Annotated in this window: 23 protein-coding genes and 2 pseudogenes; 7 read left to right on the forward strand and 18 right to left on the reverse strand. The window is 59.3% G+C overall.

The genetic code is table 11. The annotated features are described in order from the left end of the window. Positions 1–165: 165 nt before the first annotated feature. Positions 166–1,092, reverse strand: coding sequence for a LysR family transcriptional regulator (locus G9X67_RS30485; protein ID WP_171600373.1), 927 nt, complete (start codon positions 1,090–1,092; stop codon positions 166–168). Positions 1,093–1,208: 116 nt separating this feature from the next. Here G9X67_RS30485 and G9X67_RS30490 point away from each other — a divergent pair, with 116 nt between their 5' ends. The 5 genes and pseudogenes from G9X67_RS30490 to G9X67_RS30510 form a co-directional block, all read left to right on the forward strand. After that, complete coding sequence (locus tag G9X67_RS30490; RefSeq protein ID WP_131666857.1) at positions 1,209–2,384, forward strand: acyl-CoA dehydrogenase; 1,176 nt, start codon at positions 1,209–1,211, stop codon at positions 2,382–2,384. Positions 2,385–2,442: 58 nt separating this feature from the next. Beyond that, the gene (locus tag G9X67_RS30495) at positions 2,443–3,330 is read left to right on the forward strand and encodes a 3-hydroxybutyryl-CoA dehydrogenase (protein WP_171600374.1); all 888 of its coding nucleotides are present in this window, start codon (positions 2,443–2,445) and stop codon (positions 3,328–3,330) included. Positions 3,331–3,365: 35 nt separating this feature from the next. Beyond that, a complete protein-coding gene (locus tag G9X67_RS30500) occupies positions 3,366–5,030 on the forward strand; it encodes an electron transfer flavoprotein-ubiquinone oxidoreductase (RefSeq protein WP_171600375.1) in 1,665 nt (554 codons plus the stop codon). Between the two features lie 41 nt (positions 5,031–5,071). Beyond that, a complete protein-coding gene (locus G9X67_RS30505; RefSeq protein ID WP_171600376.1) occupies positions 5,072–6,217 on the forward strand; it encodes a CaiB/BaiF CoA-transferase family protein in 1,146 nt (381 codons plus the stop codon). Between the two features lie 766 nt (positions 6,218–6,983). Further along, positions 6,984–7,100 (forward strand): annotated as a pseudogene (locus G9X67_RS30510) (helix-turn-helix domain-containing protein); the annotation flags it as partial. Between the two features lie 41 nt (positions 7,101–7,141). On the opposite strand, the gene G9X67_RS30515 reads toward G9X67_RS30510, so the two are convergent. The 5 genes from G9X67_RS30515 to G9X67_RS30535 are packed head-to-tail and all read right to left on the reverse strand — an operon-like array spanning position 7,142 to position 11,058. Further along, the gene (locus tag G9X67_RS30515) at positions 7,142–8,299 is read right to left on the reverse strand and encodes a glutathionylspermidine synthase family protein (RefSeq protein ID WP_171600377.1); all 1,158 of its coding nucleotides are present in this window, start codon (positions 8,297–8,299) and stop codon (positions 7,142–7,144) included. Between the two features lies 1 nt (position 8,300). Next, positions 8,301–8,900: a DUF1190 domain-containing protein gene (locus tag G9X67_RS30520; protein ID WP_138332939.1), complete on the reverse strand. Its 600-nt coding sequence runs from the start codon at positions 8,898–8,900 to the stop codon at positions 8,301–8,303. A 12-nt stretch (positions 8,901–8,912) separates the two neighbouring features. Next, on the reverse strand, positions 8,913–9,314 hold the full coding sequence (locus tag G9X67_RS30525) for a DUF350 domain-containing protein (RefSeq protein WP_003550237.1): 402 nt from the start codon (positions 9,312–9,314) through the stop codon (positions 8,913–8,915). A 35-nt stretch (positions 9,315–9,349) separates the two neighbouring features. Next, positions 9,350–10,006 (reverse strand): YjfK family protein, encoded by a 657-nt coding sequence (locus G9X67_RS30530; protein WP_029871135.1) that lies wholly within the window; start codon positions 10,004–10,006, stop codon positions 9,350–9,352. Then, on the reverse strand, positions 10,003–11,058 hold the full coding sequence (locus tag G9X67_RS30535) for an ion channel (RefSeq protein ID WP_171600582.1): 1,056 nt from the start codon (positions 11,056–11,058) through the stop codon (positions 10,003–10,005). Before G9X67_RS30535 ends, G9X67_RS30530 begins: the two co-directional genes overlap by 4 nt. A gap of 103 nt (positions 11,059–11,161) precedes the next feature. Here G9X67_RS30535 and G9X67_RS30540 point away from each other — a divergent pair, with 103 nt between their 5' ends. Continuing rightward, positions 11,162–11,608, forward strand: a complete 447-nt coding sequence (locus G9X67_RS30540; protein ID WP_029871137.1) for a YjfI family protein — start codon at positions 11,162–11,164, stop codon at positions 11,606–11,608. After that, a complete protein-coding gene (locus G9X67_RS30545; protein ID WP_171600378.1) occupies positions 11,605–12,339 on the forward strand; it encodes a PspA/IM30 family protein in 735 nt (244 codons plus the stop codon). Before G9X67_RS30540 ends, G9X67_RS30545 begins: the two co-directional genes overlap by 4 nt. A 251-nt stretch (positions 12,340–12,590) precedes the next feature. Here the strand turns inward: G9X67_RS30545 and G9X67_RS30550 are convergent, their stop codons facing one another. The 12 genes and pseudogenes from G9X67_RS30550 to G9X67_RS30605 form a co-directional block, all read right to left on the reverse strand. After that, positions 12,591–13,316: an amino acid ABC transporter ATP-binding protein gene (locus G9X67_RS30550; protein WP_171600379.1), complete on the reverse strand. Its 726-nt coding sequence runs from the start codon at positions 13,314–13,316 to the stop codon at positions 12,591–12,593. After that, positions 13,294–13,953, reverse strand: a complete 660-nt coding sequence (locus G9X67_RS30555) for an amino acid ABC transporter permease (RefSeq protein WP_171600380.1) — start codon at positions 13,951–13,953, stop codon at positions 13,294–13,296. The genes G9X67_RS30550 and G9X67_RS30555 overlap by 23 nt, the downstream gene beginning before the upstream one ends. Continuing rightward, positions 13,950–14,621: an amino acid ABC transporter permease gene (locus G9X67_RS30560; protein WP_171600381.1), complete on the reverse strand. Its 672-nt coding sequence runs from the start codon at positions 14,619–14,621 to the stop codon at positions 13,950–13,952. The genes G9X67_RS30555 and G9X67_RS30560 overlap by 4 nt, the downstream gene beginning before the upstream one ends. 80 nt (positions 14,622–14,701) lie before the next feature. Further along, on the reverse strand, positions 14,702–15,487 hold the full coding sequence (locus G9X67_RS30565; RefSeq protein WP_171600382.1) for a transporter substrate-binding domain-containing protein: 786 nt from the start codon (positions 15,485–15,487) through the stop codon (positions 14,702–14,704). A 3-nt stretch (positions 15,488–15,490) separates the two neighbouring features. Then, positions 15,491–16,240, reverse strand: coding sequence for a GntR family transcriptional regulator (locus G9X67_RS35460; protein ID WP_171600383.1), 750 nt, complete (start codon positions 16,238–16,240; stop codon positions 15,491–15,493). Between the two features lie 195 nt (positions 16,241–16,435). Continuing rightward, a pseudogene (locus G9X67_RS30575) lies at positions 16,436–16,860 on the reverse strand (type II toxin-antitoxin system VapC family toxin). Next, the gene (locus tag G9X67_RS30580) at positions 16,857–17,111 is read right to left on the reverse strand and encodes a hypothetical protein (protein ID WP_025397318.1); all 255 of its coding nucleotides are present in this window, start codon (positions 17,109–17,111) and stop codon (positions 16,857–16,859) included. Before G9X67_RS30580 ends, G9X67_RS30575 begins: the two are co-directional and overlap by 4 nt. A gap of 150 nt (positions 17,112–17,261) precedes the next feature. Continuing rightward, positions 17,262–18,032 carry an amino acid ABC transporter ATP-binding protein gene (locus G9X67_RS30585; RefSeq protein ID WP_138388906.1) on the reverse strand — a complete coding sequence of 257 codons (771 nt, stop codon included), beginning with the start codon at positions 18,030–18,032 and terminating at the stop codon, positions 17,262–17,264. Positions 18,033–18,044: 12 nt separating this feature from the next. Further along, positions 18,045–18,704: an amino acid ABC transporter permease gene (locus G9X67_RS30590; protein WP_171600384.1), complete on the reverse strand. Its 660-nt coding sequence runs from the start codon at positions 18,702–18,704 to the stop codon at positions 18,045–18,047. 5 nt (positions 18,705–18,709) lie between these two features. Next, a complete protein-coding gene (locus G9X67_RS30595) occupies positions 18,710–19,372 on the reverse strand; it encodes an amino acid ABC transporter permease (RefSeq protein ID WP_171600385.1) in 663 nt (220 codons plus the stop codon). Between the two features lie 117 nt (positions 19,373–19,489). Further along, a complete protein-coding gene (locus tag G9X67_RS30600) occupies positions 19,490–20,329 on the reverse strand; it encodes a transporter substrate-binding domain-containing protein (protein ID WP_138388904.1) in 840 nt (279 codons plus the stop codon). A gap of 257 nt (positions 20,330–20,586) precedes the next feature. Further along, on the reverse strand, positions 20,587–21,228 hold the full coding sequence (locus G9X67_RS30605) for a TetR/AcrR family transcriptional regulator (protein WP_171600386.1): 642 nt from the start codon (positions 21,226–21,228) through the stop codon (positions 20,587–20,589). Positions 21,229–21,264 lie beyond the last annotated feature (36 nt).

A 21,264-nucleotide genomic window follows, 5' to 3' on the forward strand; every position in this document is an offset into this window, starting at 1 on the left:
TGAAAGTGCAAATGCGCATTCCTTGTGCTAACGTTAGCATAAATTGGCAGGATTTAGCCGCGGAGTCAAGCAACACGCGCAAACGAACAGGATCGAGAAGCCGAACGGGCGACGAAGCCCCTGACGATATTCCAGATTATCGAAGGTGTCTCAGGTGTGGCTTCATCAACCGCCGCTATCTGCCGATCCGCCTTCCCGGTAACGCGCGACCTCTTCCAGCAGCCATGCGCGGAACGCCACGACAGGACGGAAGTCCTTCCTGCTTAGTGGCGCGACCGCATAATAGGCGCTGGTGCTTTTGACCTGATGTGGAAAGGCTTGGACGAGCTGGCCATTTGCGAGCTCGGAGTCGATGAGGAAAAGCGGCATCAACGCGAGCCCCAGTCCGGCAATGCAGGCTTGGGCCACGTTGCTGAACTGTTCGAACCGCATGGCCTGCGATGGGGTGCCGTTGACCTGGAGGCTTTCAAAAAAATGGCTCCAGGCCCCGGGACGGGACGCCATCTGCAGCAGCGGCAGGCGAAGCAGATCTTCGGCCCTCACGATTGGATGTGACCTGAGAAAAGACGGGGACGCGATCGGCGCTACCATCTCTTCCATAAGAAATATGCTTTCCGCACCGGGCCAATCGGGCTGGCCGATATGAATCGCCATATCTATGTCGTCGCGGTCGAAATCGAACACGCCTATGCGCGTGGCGAAATTCAACGTGATCTCGGGGTGTCTGGCGACAAATCGCGGAATGCGTGGCATCAGCCAGCGGGTGCCAAATGTCGGCAAGATGGCAAGATTGAGTTGATCGCTATGTTGATTGGTCATGGCCTGCAGTGAAGCGGAACGGATTTCCGCCAAAGCGCTGGCAATAGCCCTGGCATAGTCTGTGCCCGCCTCCGTGAGATTGACGCCACGGCTGGTGCGCTCGAACAGTAAAACGCCGAGTTGTTCTTCCAGCGTCGCGATCTGCCGACTGATCGCTCCCTGCGTCAGGGAAAGCTCCTCTGCTGCCGCAGAGAAGGTGCCCAGCCGCGCGACGGAATCGAACGCTGCGAGAGCCGAGGTGGAGGGAAGGAGCCTTCGCGAGAGGTTTGCCATCAGCTATTACTATAGCTCATGGGCCAATGAGTAAACCTCGCTTTCTCAGTCGTGAAAAAACGGCTTTAATTCCGTCAAATTCGAACTGCCAAAAACTCAACGGGAGGACGACGATCTTGGCCTTTTCTTGGAACGACCCCTTTCTGCTCGACGACCAGCTGACCGAAGATGAACGGATGATCCGCGAGTCCGCTGCGGCTTTCGCAGAATCCGAACTGTTGCCGCGCGTCCAGGACGCCTATCTCGAAGAAGCGACCGACCCGGAGCTGTTCAGGTTGATGGGGCGGACTGGCCTTCTTGGGGTGACGCTGCCTGAAGAGTACGGGGCTGCGAACGCATCCTACGTTGCCTATGGTCTGGTCGCCCGCGAGGTCGAGCGCATCGACTCCGGGTATCGCTCGATGATGAGCGTGCAGTCCTCGCTGGTCATCTATCCGATCTTCGCCTACGGCTCCGACGAGCAGAAGAAGAAGTATCTGCCTGGCCTCGTTTCGGGGGAACTGATCGGCTGTTTCGGCCTGACCGAGCCCGACGCGGGCTCGGATCCCGGCGGCATGAAAACCCGTGCCGAGAAAATCGAGGGCGGCTACCGATTGCGCGGCTCGAAGACGTGGATCTCGAACTCGCCGATTGCGGATGTCTTTGTCGTCTGGGCGAAATCTGAGGCTCACAACCATGAAATACGCGGCTTCGTTCTCGAAAAGGGCATGAGGGGCCTTTCGGCTCCGAAAATTGGCGGCAAGCTTTCCCTGCGTGCCTCGATCACGGGCGAAATCGTGATGGACGGTGTCGAAGTCACCGAGGATGCGCTTCTGCCCGGCGTTTCCGGTCTCAAGGGACCGTTCGGCTGTCTCAACCGCGCCCGTTACGGCATCTCCTGGGGCGCCATGGGAGCCGCAGAGGATTGCTGGTTCCGCGCTCGTCAGTACGGCCTGGACCGTAAACAGTTCGGGAAACCGCTTGCAGGGATGCAGCTGTATCAAAAGAAGCTCGCCGATATGATGACCGAAATCACGCTCGGACTGCAGGCCTCGCTTCGCGTTGGCCGCCTGATGGATGAGCACAAGATGGCCCCGGAAATGGTCTCGATCGTCAAGCGCAACAACTGCGGAAAGGCGCTTGAAATCGCGCGGCAAGCCCGGGATATGCACGGCGGCAACGGCATTCAGATCGAATATCATGTCATGCGCCACGCGCAGAACTTGGAGACGGTCAATACTTATGAAGGGACCCACGACGTCCATGCCCTGATCCTTGGGCGTGCCCAGACGGGCCTCCAGGCGTTCTTCTGATTCACCCGATCTATTCGGCGCGGACCGTCCTTCAACCTCCGGATCAACAAGAGGCACTATGCCTATAGCGAATAAGATTTCTACCGTCGCCGTCATTGGCGCCGGCCAGATGGGTACGGGGATCGCGCAAGTCGTGGCGAAACACGGCTATGAGGCACTGGTTTACGATCTCGACAAAAGTCGAATTCGCGCGAGCCTCGAGGCGAGTGCCGGATATTTCGGACGCCAGGCGGAAACGGGCAAGATGCAGGGCGAAGCGGCTGAGCAGGCGATCTCCCGAATAAAGGGAGCGTTCTCCCTCGCGGATCTTGCGAACGCCGATCTGGTCATCGAAGCAGTGAGCGAGAATGAAGGCATCAAGAGGAAGGTCTTTACGGACGTGTGCACCGTCCTGAAGCCCGACGCGATCTTGGCGACGAACACATCGTCGCTCTCCATAACGCGGCTCGCCGCGTCGACCGACAGGCCCAATCGTTTTATAGGGATACACTTCATGAATCCCGTACCCATTATGAAGCTGGTAGAGCTGGTTCGCGGCATCGGAACGGATCAGGAGACGTTCGCCATAGCCAAGGATTTCGCCGAATCCATCGGCAAGACCGTCACCGTCTCCGAGGATTTCCCGGCTTTCATCGTAAACCGCGTCCTTATCCCGATGATCAACGAAGCGATCTACACCCTGTATGAGGGTGTCGGAAACGTAGAAGCTATCGACACCGGCATGAAGCTCGGCGCCAATCATCCCATGGGGCCACTTGAACTGGCCGACTTCATCGGTTTGGACACATGCCTTTCCATCATGCAGGTCCTTCACGAGGGGCTGGCCGACAGCAAATACCGTCCGTGCCCGCTGCTGGTCAAATATGTCGAAGCGGGTTGGCTCGGTCGCAAGGCACAACGCGGGTTCTACGACTACAGGTACGAGCCGGCTCGGCCAACCCGTTGATCTCCCATCTCATTCAAACATCGAGATTTGTCAGCATGACCGAAACGACTGAACTGCCCGAGCGCGAAAGCATGGAATTCGACGTGGTAATCGTCGGTGGCGGTCCGGCCGGTCTTTCGGCGGCTATCCGTCTGAAGCAGGTCAATCCGGAGCTTTCGGTCGTCGTGCTGGAGAAGGGGGCCGAAGTCGGCGCCCATATCCTCTCCGGCGCCGTGGTCGATCCGATCGGCATCGACCGGCTGCTGCCCGGTTGGCGTGACGAGGCGGATCATCCCTTCAAGACCGAAGTGACCGAGGATCATTTCCTGCTGCTCGGCCCTGCCGGCTCCATCCGCCTGCCGAATATCATGATGCCGCCGCTGATGAGCAACCACGGCAATTACATCGTCTCGCTCGGAAACGTCTGTCGGTGGCTCGCGACCCATGCAGAGGCACTCGGTGTCGAGATTTATCCAGGCTTTGCCGCAACCGAAGTGCTCTACAATGATGAGGGCACGGTGATCGGTGTTGCGACCGGCGATATGGGCATCGAGAAGAATGGCGAGCCCGGGCCGAACTATACCCGCGGCATGGAACTGCTCGGCAAATACGTGCTGATCGGTGAGGGTGTGCGTGGCTCGCTCGCCAAGCAGCTGATTGCCAAGTTCGATCTTTCGAAGGGTCGTGAACCGCAAAAATTCGGCATCGGCATCAAGGAGCTCTGGCAGGTCAAGCCGGAAAACCATAGGCCGGGCCTGGTGCAGCACTCCTTCGGCTGGCCGCTCGGAATGAAGACCGGTGGCGGCTCCTTCCTCTACCATCTGGAGGACAATCTGGTTGCCGTCGGCTTCGTCGTCCACCTCAATTACAAGAACCCCTATCTCTATCCCTTCGAGGAATTCCAGCGCTTCAAGACGCATCCGGCGATCCGCACAACATTCGAGGGCGGCAAGCGGCTGTCTTACGGCGCGCGCGCCATCACCGAAGGCGGCTACCAGTCGGTGCCGAAGCTTTCCTTCCCCGGCGGGGCGCTGATCGGCTGTTCGGCCGGTCTGGTCAACGTGCCGCGCATCAAGGGCAGCCACAATGCCGTGCTGTCAGGCATGCTGGCGGCCGAGAAGATTGCAGCGGCGATCGAGGCTGGCCGCGCCAATGACGAAGTGGCCGAGATCGAGAACGAATGGCGCAAGGGCGATATCGGCCGTGACCTGAAGCGTGTGCGCAACGTCAAGCCGCTGTGGTCGAAGTTCGGCACCGCGCTTGGCGTGGCGCTCGGCGGTCTCGACATGTGGACGAACCAGTTCCTCGGCTTCTCCTTCTTCGGCACGCTGAAGCACGGCAAGACCGATGCCCAGTCGCTGGAGCCGGCCGCCCAGCACAAGCCGATCGCCTATCCGAAGCCCGACGGCGGGCTGACCTTCGACCGCCTGTCCTCGGTGTTCCTGTCGAACACCAACCATGAGGAAGACCAGCCGGTGCATCTGCAGGTCAAGGACATGAACCTTCAGAAGTCGTCCGAGCATGACATCTATGCCGGCCCGTCGACGCGCTACTGTCCGGCCGGCGTCTATGAATGGGTGGAGAAGGACGGCAAGGACGTCTTCGTCATCAACGCCCAGAACTGCGTGCACTGCAAGACCTGCGACATCAAGGATCCCAACCAGAACATCAACTGGGTGCCGCCGCAGGGCGGCGAGGGGCCGGTCTATCCGAATATGTAGCCCAACGATGATCCGCGGATTTAGGAATTAGGGAGTTACCGATGCAGTTTCCGCTTGAAGGCACTAGGGTGGTGGAACTGGCGCGAATCCTGGCTGGTCCGTGGGCTGGACAGACACTTGCCGACCTGGGAGCGACCGTCATCAAGGTGGAAAGCCCGGAGGGCGACGATACGCGCCGTTGGGGACCGCCCTTCATTCGGGATGGCGATGACGTCGCTGCAGCCTACTTCCACAGCTGCAATCGCGGAAAGCTGAGCATTACAGCGGATTTCAAGTCGGCGGAAGACGTCGAAAAAGTTCGTTCACTGATCGCGAACGCAGACGTCGTCATCGAGAACTTCAAAGTAGGTTCGTTGAAGAAATTCGGTCTTGATTACGAAAGCCTGAAGGCGGTCAATCCGAAGCTGATCTACTGCTCGATTACTGGCTTTGGTCAAACCGGCCCATATGCCGAGCGTGCGGGGTACGACTTCATCGTCCAAGGCATGGCGGGCATCATGGATTTGACCGGTGAACCTGGTCGGGAACCGCAGAAAATTGGCGTAGCATTCGGCGATATCTTCACGGGACTCTATTCAGTCATTGCTATCCAGGCCGCGTTGATCTTTCGGAATAGCACAGGTGAGGGACAGCATATCGATATGGCGCTCCTGGACAGCACTGTAGGCGTGTTGGCCAATCAGGCAATGAATTTCCTAGCCTCGGGAAAGGCGCCGACGAGACTCGGCAACTCGCATCCCAACATCGCGCCATACCAGGTATTCCCGGTATTTGACGGCAATATCATTATCGCCTGCGGGAACGACAGTCAGTTCGCTCGCGTATGCGATGTCCTCCGGCTATCCGCTGTGGCGGCCGACGACCGTTTCAAAACGAACGCGGACAGAGTGCGTCATCGAGGCGAATTGACATCGGTGATGGAAGCGCAGACGAAGCTTTTCAAACGGTTGGATTTGCTAGCCGACCTTGCGCGCGTGGGCGTTCCTGCTGGGCCGATCAACACGGTGGAAGACGTATTCGCGGACCCACAAGTCGCGCATCGGAAGATGGCGGTAGAGAATGAAGGGATACCGGGAATCCGGACTCCAATCATCTTCTCAGGGGCGATGCTGGCCTCGCAGCGCAAATCGCCACGGCTCGGCGAGCACAATGGCAAGGTGCGGTCAGACTGGTCTTCGACGGACTGATGCTTTAAGCGAATTCAAACGAATAGGCATTCGACCTCCTTACCTCGGCTGTTACTGAGAAACGGGCTCATCCAGGGGCAGAAGACGTGGTGTAGTCTAGCTATAATCGGACTTTGCTAAATCTGTTTCCTCCAGTCGGACGAGTGTTGTCGCGCGGTGCGACGTTGAGACGGCAGAGCGTCGTTGCACAAATTAGTCAGTTGCTGCCGCGTAGGCTAGTGTGCCGTCGGTTCGAGTCCTTTCAAGACCGGCCTTTTACTCGTCGTAGCTCAGGAAGAGCAGAATGCTAAAGAAGACAAAGACTGGCAGCGGTCGAGAAGGCACACTCATCATCATCGGCGGCCACATCGCACGAGCCGGAAGGATACCTGGAAAAGCACCAGAGATCGTTCGGGGACCTAAGTATTTCCCAGGTCACAGAGCTCTATATCGATAAACGGGACTAGGCGACGAGTGAAGAGAAGCTTGCCGGTCTTCGCGACGTCAGCGCCGTCTTCTTCTCCGGTGGCGACCAGTCCCGGATCACCAGTCTGAATTGGCGACACGCCCATTGACGAACATGTCCACTAGATCGCTGCGAATGGTGGCGTGGTTGCGGGCACCTCAGCCAACGACCGAGAAACAAGCATGTACTCTAGCGTGAGATATGCCCCACACATAGTTCCATAACGTTGATTACGCCACAACATTTTGTAGCCGGGTGGGTTCAAGGATGAAGTGCGACTTGCAATAGATAACAACGGTTTATCCCTGCAAGGAACCAGATATGAAGCGCACCTACTCCCAGATCGATATGGACGAACGCCGCAAGATTGCTCGCTGGCGTACGGCTGGGATCAGCGTTGAGGTGATCGCCGAGAAATTCGGGCGGCATCGCTCGACGCGTACACGAAGATAGCTGCGCCTGAAGCGATATATCTTCTCTTATCCGACTATGACGTGCGGAACGAAACGCGATAGGTTGGCGGTTATGCGCGAGCGATCCTCGCGGACGGCAAGACCGCAGGCGCGATCACCGACGATCCAGCTGCCGAGCACGGCGAAGCCGCCATCGCTTTCGAAAAGCGGGGCATAGGCCTGGACGATAAAGCCTTCGTCGCCATAATCGCCGGGGGCAGAAATCAATTCCCGGCCATCTCGGAATATCGTGACGTTCTCGCCTTCTCGCGACAGCAGTGGCTTGCGCACATAGTCGCTCAAACTCGAGGCCGCCGGGTCGTCTGCGAAATAGCTAGCCAGCAGGTTGGGATGATTGGGGTGGCGCTGCCAGAGCAGAGGCAAAAGCCCTTTGTTGGAGAGCACGGCCTTCCAGGCGGGCTCGACGAAAACATCGCCCGAGCGCACGAGATCGCGGGCGAAGGGCTCGCGCAGCATGAATTCCCATGGGTACAGCTTGAAGCAGCGGTCGATCACCCGATCCTGGAGGTCGGTGTAACGGCCCTGCGCATCGATGCCGATCTCGCGGATGTCCAGAAGCTCGACGCGGTGGCCGGCCTGCACTGCGCAGTCCATCAGATAGACCGTCGTGCCGCGATCCTCCTCATTGTCGGTCATCGCCGCGAAGTGGAAGATCGGCTCTTTGGAAAATTGCTCGAACGCCTCGACGAGGCTTTCCTGCAAGGAATTATACTGGTCCGCGTCCTTGGGCAGGCTACCCAAAGCCACCTGGTCGGTCAGCCAGTTGAACTGGAAATAGGCTGTCTCGAACACCGAAGTGGGAGTATCGGCGTTATATTCGAGCAACTTGACCGGGCCAGTGCCGTCGTAAGCGAGATCGAACCGGCCGTAGAGGTGCCGGTCGCGGCGCTGCCAGGAGCGCTGGACCACATCGCGCAGGTCCTCCGGAATGGCCAGCCTGTCGAGCGACTCTTCGCTTCCGACGATATCGCCGACCAGATCCATGCACATGTCGTGCAGTTCCTGGCTCGGCCCTTCGATCTGCATCTCGATCTCATCGAGCGTGAACGTATAGGCGGCATCATCGAGCCAATAGGGCTCGCCATACATTTCGTGAAATCCGAAGCCAACGGCGCGCGCCTTGTCAAGCCAATCAGGACGCGCCGGAAGGGTGATGCGCTTCATGTCAGCCGCCGAAACTGAACGACGAACGACCCCCGAAGCCCTGACGGGCGACGGTGCGGGTGTTGACGTTGACCGGCTTGACAGTCTGGCGTGAGGGCGCGATCGAGGTGTCGTTGCCGCCGCCCGAGCGAACAGTCGTTGTCACCGTTTGTCCCGAGCGATTGCGATAAATCGGCGTCGAGCCGTAATAGGAGCCACTCTCCTCCTGGCGCCGGCGATAATTGTAATAGTCGCCGATGTTGTTCAGTGCCGAAGACAGCATGTAGCCTGTCAGGAACGGCACGAAGAAGCTGCCGCCTCCGCCGGTATTGTTGGGGACGGCACTGGCCGACTGTTCCGTGCACTGGCCCGAGCCGTATTCGGCCTCGCAGGCGGCCATCCCGTTGAAACGCGGCGCGGCGGCAAGATGGGCCCGCATGGCATCCTGATAGCCGGCCTGGCAGACCTGCCGGTCCATGCCGGAAGTCACGCATTGGTCGACGGAGGTGAACATTGTCTCCGAAGGAGTCTGATCGCCGCAACCGGACAGCGCCAGGGTCGAGGCAGCGATAGTGCCGAGGGCCAGGAAAGGTCGTTTGTGCCCGCTCTTACGTCTGCGCATCGTTCCCTCCCCTCAATAGGTCATGCAGGCGGCGTTGAGAATACCGATGACCAGCGCGATGCCGCCGCCCCATATGCCCGCGGCGATATCGCCGGCAGTGATCTTTTCATGCAGATCCGTCATGGTGAAATTCGCAATATAGTAAGCCAGGATCTGCGCCAGAATGCCGACCACCGCCCATATGATGTAGTCGACGATGCTGACCGAATTGGCTGCGGCCGAAGCCAGAGGCAGGCTGAAACCAACAAGCGCGCCCAAGAATGCTGTGACGGCGGCAAGATTGCCTGCGCGAATGAGTTGGACTTCCTTCTGCGGCGTCAGGAATGTGTAGATCACCGCGAAAACGCCGTAAGCGGCAAGACCAACGGCGAAATAGCCGAGGAAGGCAGGCAGACCCGCCACGTAATCGAGCATTGAAAAAGTCCTCCGTTGAAAATTGACAGGGTCTATCAGACGCGGCGAACATCGGCCGGAGCGAGTCCGTAGCCGATCAGAAATTCCACCGAGCTGCCTGCCTGGCTCTGTCCGAGATCGAGGTCGCGCTCGACATTGATCAAAAGCATTTCGCGCGTCGAGCCAAGCGGGCGATAATACAGCATGCAGGTCTGGTGAATGGAGCGCTGCGCCTCACCGTCGTCGACCTTCTCGACAAACTCCGCCAATGGGGTGCGCTCCGGGCCTTCGCCCCAGAAGCGGCTGTAGAGGATGCCATCGGCATCGTAGCTTGGCTGACCGATCAGGCCGTCCGGCCCGGTCCAGCGGTTCCATTCGCCCTGCCCGGCAGGCACGACGCTGTCCCAGGGCTGATAAAAGCTGATGTCGTCGACATCACCCGGCTGGCCCGACGTCGACATCACCTGAATCATCCGATGGTCTTCATCGTAGTAGCGCGACAGAACCGTCGCGGCATCGAGCGAAACCTCACCGTAGGCGGCAATGATGAACGGGCCGCTCCGTGGGAGCGGCATGGCCGGCTGGCCGGCCAAAGCCTCGGCTTCGAGGGAGAGGAAATCGATGTCCAACGCCCCGCCGATGGCGGCGCTCAACGGGCCAAGTTCTTTGGGTAAGGGCCTTTCGTTCTTGTCTCTGCCGAACCAGCCGATCATGATACGTCTCCCATTCGAGCCCAAGCGATGGCAGCGGGATCTAGCCGCATTCCGCTGATGTAGTAAAGGGTCTCGCCGCCCCGCATCAGCGTCTCGTCCTGGCAGTTGAGGTCGGTCATGCCCTGGCTCAGCATGCCCACCAGCGTCACATTATGCTGACGCTTGAGCCTTAAAAACACGTCCCCATAGAGTAGCGGCGTTTGCAAAGGCGGTACCGGCAGCGAAAACGCCGTGTCGGTGGAAGCGGCCGACAGCAGCCGTGCGGCGATTTCCGAAGAGCCCGGATCACGAGCGGAACGCGACAGCAGCTCCTCGGCGAGCGATCCCACCGCCTCGACGCGCGGCCGGCGTTGTTTGACCATCTGTGCCGTGCGGTCGTCGGCGAAATAGGCCACGATATGGGCATTGGGCGCATGGTCTTCAGCAATCAGCACGGCGGCCAGCGTCTCGTCGTCATTTGCACCGCGCGCGATGATCGCGCGCGCCTGGGCCACTCCGGCCCGCACCAGCGCATCGGCATCGGCAAGCCGCTCGGTTCTGATATAGTCGGCGTAATTGCTGGCGGGATTTTCCGGCAGGTCCTTGGCAACCAGAACACTCATCGGCTCGTTGGCCTGCCGTTCGGCATGCAGCAGCCGGAGCGTCTGGTATGTCTGCCCCTCTTGCCAGCCCAGAACAATGATATGGCCGGCGCGTTCGCTGTAATCACCCAATCCGCGCATGCGGTTTCTCCAGATCGTGCCGATATTTGTCAACAACTTGCCAAGAACAGCGGTGAAGATGGCAATGCCGCCGGGAAGAACGAACAGGACGGCAATGATTCGGCCAGGCCCCGATTTTGGAGAAAGATCGCCATAGCCGACAGTCGTTGCCGTCACCATATAGTAGTAAAGAAAGTCGACCGGATTGCCGACGAGATCGCCTTCGCCGGCCAGCATGAAGAGCAGGCAAGAAGCGACCAGGTGGATCACGAGGATAACAAAAAGCGCTGACCAGGCCAATTCGCTGAGCGAGAGATATACACGCCGCATCAATGAAGCGATAAATGGCAAGCGATTCGCCCCCGTTCCCAACGCGTACCCTAGCGAAATTTATTTAGCGCACCAGATCTTTAAGTTGCAAACCGATTACCCAAATATTTTGACGTTCCAACCGATGGAGGACTTTTTGGAGACCTGGAACCTCACCACTTTAACGCGCCTGTTCGCCGCCGATCCCGACGCACTGGGCGATGTGGATGTAGCCGTACCTGAACAGGGCGACGTCATATGCGTGACTCTTAAGGAAAAAGGCGATCTCGACGTCTTCGTCGCGGTAAGCGGGGAGCGCGACATCCTTGTCAGCGCTGTTCTGGTGCCTTGCAAGGACGTGTCCAATCGAGAAGCCTTCGAACGTATGGTGCTGAAGACCCATAAGTTCGTGCCGCTCTCCAGCTTCGGCATCACCACGATCGACGGTGAGGAATGGTATGAATTGTTCGGCTCGCTGTCAGCACGCTCGCCGGCCGAGACGGTGGTCGAGGAAGTCGCGATTCTGGCTGCCAATGCCGTCGATGCGGCACATATGATTGAAGAATGGAAAAGCGGGGAGATTGCAGCGTGAGCACCTGGGGAAAGATTTTCACCGCCATTCGCGGCGGCATCAACGAGGCAGCGGAAGCGGCCGCCGACAGCCAGTCCATGCGCATTCTTGACCAGGAAATCCGCGACGCTGAGCAGTCGCTGCGCAGTGCGCGATCCGATCTGGCCGGCATCATGGCGTCCAACAAGAGCGTCATGCGCCGACTTGAAGAAAACCGCGCAAAGGAGACCAAGGATACCGACAGCGCTCGTGCCGCGATCTCCGCGGGCCGTACGGATCTGGCGCAGGGTCTCGCTCAGCGCATTGCGAGTATCCGTGCCGAAGTGCAGCGCGACCAGGAAGAGCTCGACCGGCTGCTGCCCCGCCAGCAGCAGATGCTGCGCACGATCCAGGAGACCGAAGCGCGCATTGCTCAGATGAAGCGTGAGGTGGAGAATGTCAAAGCCAACGAGTCGCTGCTGCGCGCTCAGTCGGCGATCGCCCATAGCCAGTCGGGCATCAATACCCGTCTCGGTAGCGCCGTCGAAAGTCTCGAACGTATCAAGAAGCGCCAGGAAGTCACTGCCGGCCGCATCGAAGCCGGTGCTGAACTGGCGGCGCTGGAAAACGGCAGCGACCTCGATCGTCAACTGCGCGAGGCCGGCATTGGCAGTTCGAGCCATTCGGCCGACGACATTCTTGCACAATTGATGGCACCGAAACATTCGGTCGAGCCCATCTTGCTGCCCGCGCCGACTGGCAACAAGGACTGACAATCCCCGGGAAGGGCAGCCCTGCCTGCCCTTCCCGGCACGCCTGCGGATTGGAGCGCCTGCGCGCTTGTTGACGAGCAGCTGGAAGGGAGATTCATCGTCGCTATCTGCGGCTGGATGCCTTTGTCAAACGGATTCCCGTACCATTTGGCGAGTCCCTGCATGATCCAGGCGAGCATCCCGGTCTGCAACCGAACGCCTCAATGTCACGACGATGCCGGCCGGTATAAGCGAGAGCATGTCGTCGTTTCTTAACTGACGCCGAGGAACTGCTTCAGTTCTGCAGTCTGCGGATTGGCAAAGACTTCCTCCGGCCGGCCTGCTTCGTGGACTCGGCCCTGGTGCATGAAGACGACGCGGTTGCAGACGTCGCGGGCGAACTTCATCTCGTGGGTTACCATCAGGAGCGTCATTCCCTCGGCGGCAAGTCCGCGCACGACGGCCAGAACTTCGGCGACCAGTTCCGGATCGAGCGCGGAGGTAATCTCGTCGCAGAGAAGTGCGGTCGGCTGCATGGCGAGCGCGCGGGCGATGGCGACGCGCTGCTGCTGGCCGCCCGAGAGCTCGTCGGGATAGGCGTCGAACCTGTGGCCCAGCCCCACCCGCTCCAGCATCTTGCGGGCGGTGGCCTCGGCTTCGGCCTTCGGGGTCTTCTTGACCACGGTCTGCGACAGCATGACGTTGCCGCCGACGCTCAGGTGCGGGAAGAGGTTGAACTGCTGGAAGATCATGCCGACCTTGAGGCGCAGTGCCTTCAGATGCACTTCGTCATCGAGTAGCTGCGCGCCGGCCACGGAGATGGACCCGTCGGTGATGGTCTCCAGGCCGTTGATGCAGCGAAGCAGGGTCGATTTGCCCGAACCGCTCTTGCCGATAATGGCGATGACCTCGCCGGCCTCCACATCGAGATTGATGCCTTTCAGCACTTCGGTGGTGCCAAAGCTCTTGCGGACTTCAGTGATTTCGATGAGCGACATTGAGCTTCCTTTCCAGGATCTGGCTGCTTTTTGACAAAGGCCAGCAAAGGGCGAAGTAGATGAGAGCGACGAGCCCGTAGACGGTGAAGGGCTGGAAGGTGGCATTGGTGACCACGGTGCCGGCTTTCGACAATTCGACGAAACCGATGATCGAGGTAAGCGCCGTTCCCTTGACGATTTGAACGGAGAAACCGACTGTCGGCGGTATGGCAACCCTCAGCGCCTGCGGGAGGATAACATAGCGCATCTGCTGCAGCCGGCCCATGCCGAGGCTGGCCGAGGCTTCCCATTGACCCTTCGCGACCGCTTCGACGCAGCCTCGCCAGATTTCGGCGAGAAAGGCGGCACTCCACAGGGTGAGCGCCAATCCCGCAGCAAGCCAGGCCGGCACGTCTATCCCCAAGAGGCCGAGACCGAAAAATGCAATGAAGAGCTGCATCAGCAGCGGCGTGCCCTGGAAGAGCTCGATATAATATTTCGCGATTGCCCTGAATGCCTTGCGCTTGCTGATGCGCAGGAACAGCAGCCCCAGTCCGACCGCGCCGCCGCCGATGAACGAGACGAGCGAAAGCAGGATCGTCCAGCGGGTGGCGAGCAGCAGGTTGCGCAGGATGTCCCAGAGTGTGAACTCGATCATTTCGCCGCCCTCCTCGGGAAAATGAACCCGCCGACCACCGCCAGCACCTGCCGGAGCAGGATAGCCAGGACAAGATAGATGGCTGTCGAGACAATGTAGGCCTCGAAGGCGCGGAAGGTTCGCGATTGTATGAAGTTCGCGGCAAAGGTCAGATCCTCGGCTGCGATCTGCGAGACGACCGATGAGCCGAGCATGACGATGACGACCTGCGACGACAGCGCCGGCCAGATGCGCTGCAGGGATGGCACGAGAACGACGTGCCGGAAGGTTTCGAAGCGCGTCATGGCAAGGCTCTCGCCAGCCTCGAACTGGCCCTTCGGGGTTGCCTGGATGCCAGCGCGGATAATCTCGCAGCTATAGGCGCCGAGATTGACAATCATCGCAAGGTTGGCCGCCGTCAGTTCGGAAAGCTTGAAACCAAGCGACGGCAAACCGAAGAAGATGAAAAAGAGCTGAATCAGGAACGGCGTGTTGCGGATCAATTCGACATAGGTCGCAATGATTGGCTTCAGCCAGGCCGGGCCGAGTGCGCGCACCCAGGCGCAGAAGATACCGAGCGAAATGCCGAGCACGCCGCCGATCGCGATAAGCTCCAGGGTGATCAGTATGCCCTTGATGATCTCGGGATAATATTCAACCAGCCAGCCAAATTCGAAGTGATAGCTCAAGGAATTGTCCCCTCTTGCGGTGACGGATCGTCATGTCATCCCGCGCGCAGGCGCGGGATGACATCCGTAGGACCGGGTCCTTACAGATCCGACGGAAGATCGGCGCCGAGCCACTTCTGCGATATGGCGTTGAGCGATCCATCGGTTTTTGCGGCGGCGATAATGCCGTTCACCTTCTCCAGAAGAGCCGCCTGTTCCTTGTTGAGGCCGATGTAGCAGGGCGAGTTCTTGATGAGGAACTTCATCTCAGGGCGCTTGGGGGGATTTCTGGCGAGGATCGCAGCGGCCACGACGTTGCCTGTCGCGATGGTGTCGACCTGGCCGGAGAGGAAGGCCGAGATGGTGCCGTTATTGTCCTCGTAGCGCTTGATTGTCGCGTCGGCCGGCGCGATCTTCGTCAGTTCGAGGTCCTCCACGGCGCCGCGCGTGACGCCGATGCTCTTGCCGGCGAGATCTTCCACCTTGGCGATCGAAACATCGGCCGGTGCGAACACACCATTGAAGAAGGGCGCATAGGCCGTGGTGAAGTCGATCACCTTTTCGCGCTCCGCATTCTTGCCGAGGCTGGAAATGACCAGATCGACCTTATTCGTCTGCAGATAAGGAACGCGGTTGGCGCTGGTGACCGGCACGAGTTCGGTCTTGACGCCCAGCTTTTCGGCAATGAGATTGGCCACATCGATATCGTAGCCCATCGGCGCCATATCGGTACCGACGCTACCGAAGGGCGGAAAATCCTGCGGGACGGCGACACGCAGCGTACCGCGCGCCGTGATGTCGGCGAGAGCATCGGCGTAAGACGCGGAGCCGAAGCCGAAGGTTGCAGCCAGGGTAGCGATTGCGAAGAAGACTCGTCTTGTCAGCATGTTTTAATTGCTCCTTTGAAGTTGTGGCTTTTTGGGTCTGACAGTTGGGCCGGAGGACACGGCCTTGGGAGGGAGTGACAGCGAACTGCGCAGTTCCGAGAGCGGATCCGGGCGTGTGGTCAGGTCGAGGCCCATTTCCACTTCGTCCAGATGTTCGATAGAGAGCTCGGCAGCTCTGACGAAATCACCCGCTTGCATGGCCTCGAAGATGCGGCAATGCCCGTCATGAGACTGTGCTGCATGAAATTCAGACTGATAGAGCATCGAAATGAGGATCGTCCTCGCGGTGAGATCGCGGAGGATATCGACGATGATGGCGTTGCCGCTCAATTCTGCGATGCGGATGTGGAAATCGCCCATCAAATAGATCAGGTGCTGGCGGTCGCCCGCAGCCATTGCGCTTTTTTCCTCGTTCAAATGCGCGTCGAGCGCTTCGCGTCCCTCGCCTGTCAGCACGCGCATGCTGCGCAGCAATCCGGACTCGATGACGCGCCGTGCCTCATAGACCGCGATCGCCTCTTCAGCAGACGGCTCGACAACAAACCAGCCTCGTCTCGGACTGACATGCACGATACCGCGTGTTTCCAAGCGCATCATGGCTTCACGGACGCGGGTTCGAGACACGCTGAAGAGCGTTGCCAGCTGGTTTTCGCTGAGACGCGTCCCAGGCCGAATTTTGGCTGAAAGAATCCCAGAGACGATCGTCTCCTCGATGGTCTTCTGCGTGCTCTCAGATGTGTGGCTATCTTGCATACAAGACAGGAAAGCAAAGCTCGTGCCAAAATCCTGCGTTCAGGATTTCCAAGATGTCTTGGATCCCTCCCCCTGGAATTTGCACGCTGGGAATGCAGACTGAGCGTAAATTGAGCGCGTGCCTGCAACGCCTTGCAAACGCAGACCAGCGTCGAACCACTCACGTGGCGGCTTGTTCTTACTGGCCGAACGACCTTATGCGGTCGAAGCCGCCCAGGGATTGATCACTTCAACACCTGCAGCGTCGAAAGCACTTGTATCGCGCGTGGCTACGGCGAACCCTTTTGATGCCGCGATGGCGGCGATATAGCCGTCCGGAGTGGGAAATCCTCTGCCAGCGGCTCGGGCCTTGACCGCGAGATCGGCATAGCGCCGTGCCGCTGTGATGTCGAAAGCCAAAATACGGCTTTCGAAGAGTTCCATCAGACCGTCCAACGCGTCGCAGAGCCTTTCCTTGCGTTTGCCAGCCGGGAGGGCGCCGATTCCAAACATCAGTTCGGCGATCGTGACGCTAGAAGGAAGAGGGTTTCGGCTGCCTGCTCATCGAGCCAGAATTTCACGGCTTCGTCGGGCGCTGGTTTCATCGCCTCGGAAACGACGTTCGTATCGAGGATAATCATTCAAAGCTCATCGGCTTTGCAGGCAATGTGTCGCGAGCTTGGTCCAGAACGGCAAAGTCCTCATTCGTCAACCCGAGGCGACGGCTCCGTTCGGCGAGCGCGCTGCCGAGACGCAGACGTGTTTCCGGACGGACGGCAGCCTCGAGGATTTCGCGCATTTCCGCTTCGGCGCTGCGCCCGTGATGAGCCGCACGCACTTTGAGAGCACGGTGCGTCGCGTCGGAGAGGTTTCTGATTGTGACTGCGGGCATGATGGCAACCTGTGGGACATGATAGCAATGCTAGCAATAAAATGGATTTGCCATCACATTCAATGTGCGCTTGCCATGCGATCGTAAGCCAACCAGTCGTTAGGGGAGTTGCGCCACCGTAACGTGTGATCGGCATGGATTCTCTTTCGTCTAGTTGAAACTTGAGGTCTTGAGGAATTCCGCCAGCCGTTCGGTCTTCGGATGCACGAACATGTCCTTCGGATCGCCCTCCTCGCAGATGACGCCCTGGTTCATAAAGATGACGCGTGACGAAACGTCGTAGGCAAAGCGCATCTCGTGCGTGACGAGCAGCATGGTCATGCCGTCGGCGGCGAGCCCCTTGATGACCTGGAGCACTTCGCCCACCAGTTCCGGGTCGAGCGCGGAAGTCACTTCGTCGAACAGCATCAGCCTCGGCGACATGGCGATGGCGCGGGCGATCGCGACGCGCTGCTGCTGACCGCCGGAAAGCTGTCCGGGATAATGGTTCGAGCGGGCGGAAAGGCCGACACGATCGAGCCATTTTTCCGCGATGGCGCGGGCATCCGGCTTGGCCATTTTCTTCACCTTGACGAGGCCGAGCATGACGTTTTCAGCGGCACTCATATGCGGAAAAAGATTGAACTGCTGAAACGCCATGCCGGTCAACGCGCGTTGGCGTGCAATCTCTTTCTCGCTCTTGCGGCGCCGCGTCGCGCCTTCGGCGCGGTAGCCGATCTCCTCGCCGTCGAGGCTAATCGTGCCGCCCTGGAATTCCTCGAGCATGTTGATGCAACGCAGCAAGGTGGTCTTTCCGGAGCCGGACGAGCCGATGATAGAAATGACTTCGCCTTCCTGCACGGCGCAGTCGACGCCCTTGAGGACTTCGTGGATGCCGTAAGTCTTGCGCAGACCCTGGATGTCGAGAATGGTCTTGGCCATCGGGGGAACTCCTCAGGACGGCAGGGCGGTCTTGCGCTCGACATATTTGCCGAAGTGCTCGATGCCATAGTTGATGATGAAATAGAGACCGCCAGCCAGGAAGTAGAACTGGAGGCTCATGAAATTGCGGGAGATGATCTCCTGCGTGCGCAGGAGAAGTTCCGTGACGCCGATGACGGAGAGCAGCGTCGAGGCTTTCACCATCTCGGCCGCCGTATTCACCCAGGCCGGCAGGCACTGGCGCATGGCCTGCGGCCACAGCACCGAGGTGAATGTCTGGGTAAAGGTCAGGCCGATCGCCTTGGCGGCTTCGGTCTGGCCCTTCGGGATCGCTTGAAGCGCCCCGCGCACGATTTCGCCGACATGGGAGGAGCAGAAGATGGCAAGGGCGAGCACGCCGGCCGAGAACGGCCCGAGATCGAGGCCGACGGCGGCGGAGACATAGTAGCTCGCCAGAACGAGCACGAGCACCGGCGTGCCGCGGATGATGTCCGTATAGGCGCGCACGGCCAGACGCAAAATGACGCCGCCATAAACGAGCGCCAAGCCGACGAAAACGCCGAGTACGGAGCCCGCAAGGATGGCCAGCAGGGAGATCGACACGGTCACGCCGATGCCGTTCATGATGACGTAGCGGGCGATCCAGAGTTGTTCGAGAAAGGTGTGGGACATCAGGGCTAACTCGGCAGGGCCAGACGGCGCTCGACAAAGCGCATCACGGCGGCGATGAGGAAACAGGTCGCGACATAGAGGGCTGATGTCACCATCCAGGTCTCTATGACGCGGAAACTCTCGACATTGATCTTGCGGGCGGCAAACGTCAGTTCCGGCACGGCGATGGCGGCGGCGAGCGAGGTGTCCTTGAAGAGTGAGATGATCGTCGAGGACAGTGATGGCAGCACGTTGCGCAACATCAGCGGAGCGATGATGGAGCTGCGGATCTGCATCCCCGTCAGGCCGATGGCAAGCCCCGCTTCCGTTAGTCCTCTCGGAATAGACAGCAGCCCGGCGCGGAACACCTCGGCCAGATAGGCGCCGGAATAAAGCGACAGAACCAGGACGAAGCTTTTTATCTTGTCGAGGCGCAGGCCCATTTGCGGCAGCGCGAAAAAGACGAAAAGCACCAGGACGAGAATCGGCAGGTTGCGAATGACAGTGACATAGACCCGTGCCGGCACGACCGCAAAACGGCTTTTGGACGTCAGCGCGAAGGCCACCACAAGACCGATCGCGGCGCCGATCAGGATCGAGATCACCGCAAGGCCGAGGCTGAGCGCGAGCCCGCTCAAAAGAAAATCGAAATTGCGCCAGACGGCAGCGAAATTCAACGTGTAACCCATGCGGGCCGCCCTTTCAGACCAGAGCGTGATGCCGAAAAGTCTGAGCGATTTTCGGACAACGTCATGCTCTCACTCTTTAAATGCGGAGCGGGAAACATGTCCCGCTCCGCATGGCTGTTACTTGAATTCGACCGGGAAGCCGATCTGCGGCGGCGTCAGATCTTTGCCGAACCAGGTCTTGAAGGACTTGGCGTAAAAGTCGAATTCGACGCCGGTCATGGCTTCGTGCAGGGCGGTGTTGACGAAGTTCAGCCAATCTTGATCGCCGCGCTTGACGGCGCAGGCGTAGGTCTGCGGATTCCAGCCGTAGCCGGCATCTTTATAGCGACCCGGATTCTGCGTCATGTACCAGGCGAGCGACGACTGGTCCGTGGCAACTGCATCGGCACGTGCCGATTCCAGCGCCTGATAGATCAGGTCGACGGAATCGTACTGGTCGACGGTCGCCTCCGGCAAGGCCGCATGCACCATTGCCTCGGCATAGACGTTCTGGAGAACCGAGATGGTGACGGAGGAGCCTGCCGCCTTGAGGGCGGCGTAGTCGGCATATTTGCCATCCGCCTTGAGCATCAGGCCGACACCCTCGCGATAATAAGGAATGGTGAAGGCAACCTGCTGGGCGCGCTCGCCGGTAACGGTCATGAACTGGCAGGTGATGTCGACTTTGTCGGTGGTGATGTTCGGGATGCGGGCGTCGGAGGACTGGTTCACATACTCGATCTTTTCAGGATCGCCGAAGAGCGCCTTGGCGATGATGTGGCCCATGTCGACGTCGAATCCCTGAAGCTTGTCGTCGGCGCTCTTGAAGTGCCAAGGCGCATTGGTGCTGCCCGTGCCGAGGACGAGATGGCCGCGGGCCAGCACTTCATCGAGCTTGCTGCCTTCGGCCAGCGCAGGCGTGGACAACAGAGCGGCGACGGCCAGCGATATCACGCCGGTGCGAAAGGAAATGGTCATGGCGTTCCCCTTATGGATGATTCCTATTGTTCCAGTATAATGGACGCATGTCTGTTTTACTGGAACAATGTTATGAAGTGCCATCAAGGATGAATTGTCAATGGGGTCATGCTGAAAAAACGCGCAGTGGCGCGCGTGGCGATTTTTTCGGCAGTGCAGCATTGTTCCGTTGTTTAGAGGCTCAACATCATGCCCTTCCCGCTCAGCGACCTCAGGCCATGCCGAGGGCGAAAGATGCGGTCTTCAGAGCGAGCGCCTTACGCGTTTGCGTTTGCGGTCGCAGCGCGGATCAGTGAACCAGCCGCCTCGCCTGCGGCTTCCATATAGGTCGGGTCGCGATGCAACAGAACGACGGCGAACGAGCCATCGAGCAGCAGGACGATCTGCCGGGCGAGCTGCGGCACTTCCGTCTTGATTCCGGCCGCCTCGAATGTGACCCGTAGCCAGGCCTCGACCCTCTTCTTGTGTTCAATCCCGACTTTCATGGCTGGATGGCCGGGCATATTGACGAGTTCCGCAGAGGTGCGCAGGAAGCCGCAGCCCTTCCATTTCGGATGGCGGGCCGCGCGGGCGAGATTGCGAAAGATGCCTTGTACCTTATCCGCCGGTTCGCCCGTCGTTTCCGCGTACCAGCGTTTGAACAGAGCGAGGTTGGGCTGGTCGCGCGCCTCCAGATAGGCCCCGATGAGATCGTCCTTGCTGGCGAAATGGTAGTAAAGGGTGCGTTTCGTGACGCCGGCCTCTTCAGCCACCGCATCGACGCTGACGCTCCTGATGCCCTCGTTGTAAAACAGCTTGGCCGCCGCCGAGATGATGCGTTCGCGCGTCGGGATTGCGTGTGAGATCATGTCGCTATGTATACCGACTAGTGAATATACACAAGCGTTGGCCGGCGGCATACTTCTCTTGACGCAGCATAGCGGAAAGGAAAACCG

The sequence above is a fragment of the Rhizobium sp. WYCCWR 11152 genome, assembly GCF_013087615.1.
Lineage (GTDB): Bacteria > Pseudomonadota > Alphaproteobacteria > Rhizobiales > Rhizobiaceae > Rhizobium > Rhizobium indicum.

What these genes read in the sequence shown, in the direction of transcription:
- G9X67_RS30525 (WP_003550237.1), bottom strand. Translation starts at nt 9,314, where the DNA reads ATGCTCGATTACGTGGCGGGTCTGCCTGCCTTCCTCGGCTATTTCGCC.
- G9X67_RS30565 (WP_171600382.1), bottom strand. Translation starts at nt 15,487, where the DNA reads ATGCTGACAAGACGAGTCTTCTTCGCAATCGCTACCCTGGCTGCAACC.
- G9X67_RS30495 (WP_171600374.1), top strand. Translation starts at nt 2,443, where the DNA reads ATGCCTATAGCGAATAAGATTTCTACCGTCGCCGTCATTGGCGCCGGC.
- G9X67_RS30605 (WP_171600386.1), bottom strand. Translation starts at nt 21,228, where the DNA reads ATGCCGCCGGCCAACGCTTGTGTATATTCACTAGTCGGTATACATAGC.
- G9X67_RS30540 (WP_029871137.1), top strand. Translation starts at nt 11,162, where the DNA reads ATGGAGGACTTTTTGGAGACCTGGAACCTCACCACTTTAACGCGCCTG.
- G9X67_RS30530 (WP_029871135.1), bottom strand. Translation starts at nt 10,006, where the DNA reads ATGATCGGCTGGTTCGGCAGAGACAAGAACGAAAGGCCCTTACCCAAA.
- G9X67_RS30485 (WP_171600373.1), bottom strand. Translation starts at nt 1,092, where the DNA reads ATGGCAAACCTCTCGCGAAGGCTCCTTCCCTCCACCTCGGCTCTCGCA.
- G9X67_RS30520 (WP_138332939.1), bottom strand. Translation starts at nt 8,900, where the DNA reads ATGCGCAGACGTAAGAGCGGGCACAAACGACCTTTCCTGGCCCTCGGC.
- G9X67_RS30600 (WP_138388904.1), bottom strand. Translation starts at nt 20,329, where the DNA reads ATGACCATTTCCTTTCGCACCGGCGTGATATCGCTGGCCGTCGCCGCT.
- G9X67_RS30515 (WP_171600377.1), bottom strand. Translation starts at nt 8,299, where the DNA reads ATGAAGCGCATCACCCTTCCGGCGCGTCCTGATTGGCTTGACAAGGCG.
- G9X67_RS30580 (WP_025397318.1), bottom strand. Translation starts at nt 17,111, where the DNA reads ATGCCCGCAGTCACAATCAGAAACCTCTCCGACGCGACGCACCGTGCT.
- G9X67_RS30500 (WP_171600375.1), top strand. Translation starts at nt 3,366, where the DNA reads ATGACCGAAACGACTGAACTGCCCGAGCGCGAAAGCATGGAATTCGAC.
- G9X67_RS30555 (WP_171600380.1), bottom strand. Translation starts at nt 13,953, where the DNA reads ATGATCGAGTTCACACTCTGGGACATCCTGCGCAACCTGCTGCTCGCC.
- G9X67_RS30505 (WP_171600376.1), top strand. Translation starts at nt 5,072, where the DNA reads ATGCAGTTTCCGCTTGAAGGCACTAGGGTGGTGGAACTGGCGCGAATC.
- G9X67_RS30590 (WP_171600384.1), bottom strand. Translation starts at nt 18,704, where the DNA reads ATGTCCCACACCTTTCTCGAACAACTCTGGATCGCCCGCTACGTCATC.
- G9X67_RS35460 (WP_171600383.1), bottom strand. Translation starts at nt 16,240, where the DNA reads ATGCAAGATAGCCACACATCTGAGAGCACGCAGAAGACCATCGAGGAG.
- G9X67_RS30550 (WP_171600379.1), bottom strand. Translation starts at nt 13,316, where the DNA reads ATGTCGCTCATCGAAATCACTGAAGTCCGCAAGAGCTTTGGCACCACC.
- G9X67_RS30595 (WP_171600385.1), bottom strand. Translation starts at nt 19,372, where the DNA reads ATGGGTTACACGTTGAATTTCGCTGCCGTCTGGCGCAATTTCGATTTT.
- G9X67_RS30585 (WP_138388906.1), bottom strand. Translation starts at nt 18,032, where the DNA reads ATGGCCAAGACCATTCTCGACATCCAGGGTCTGCGCAAGACTTACGGC.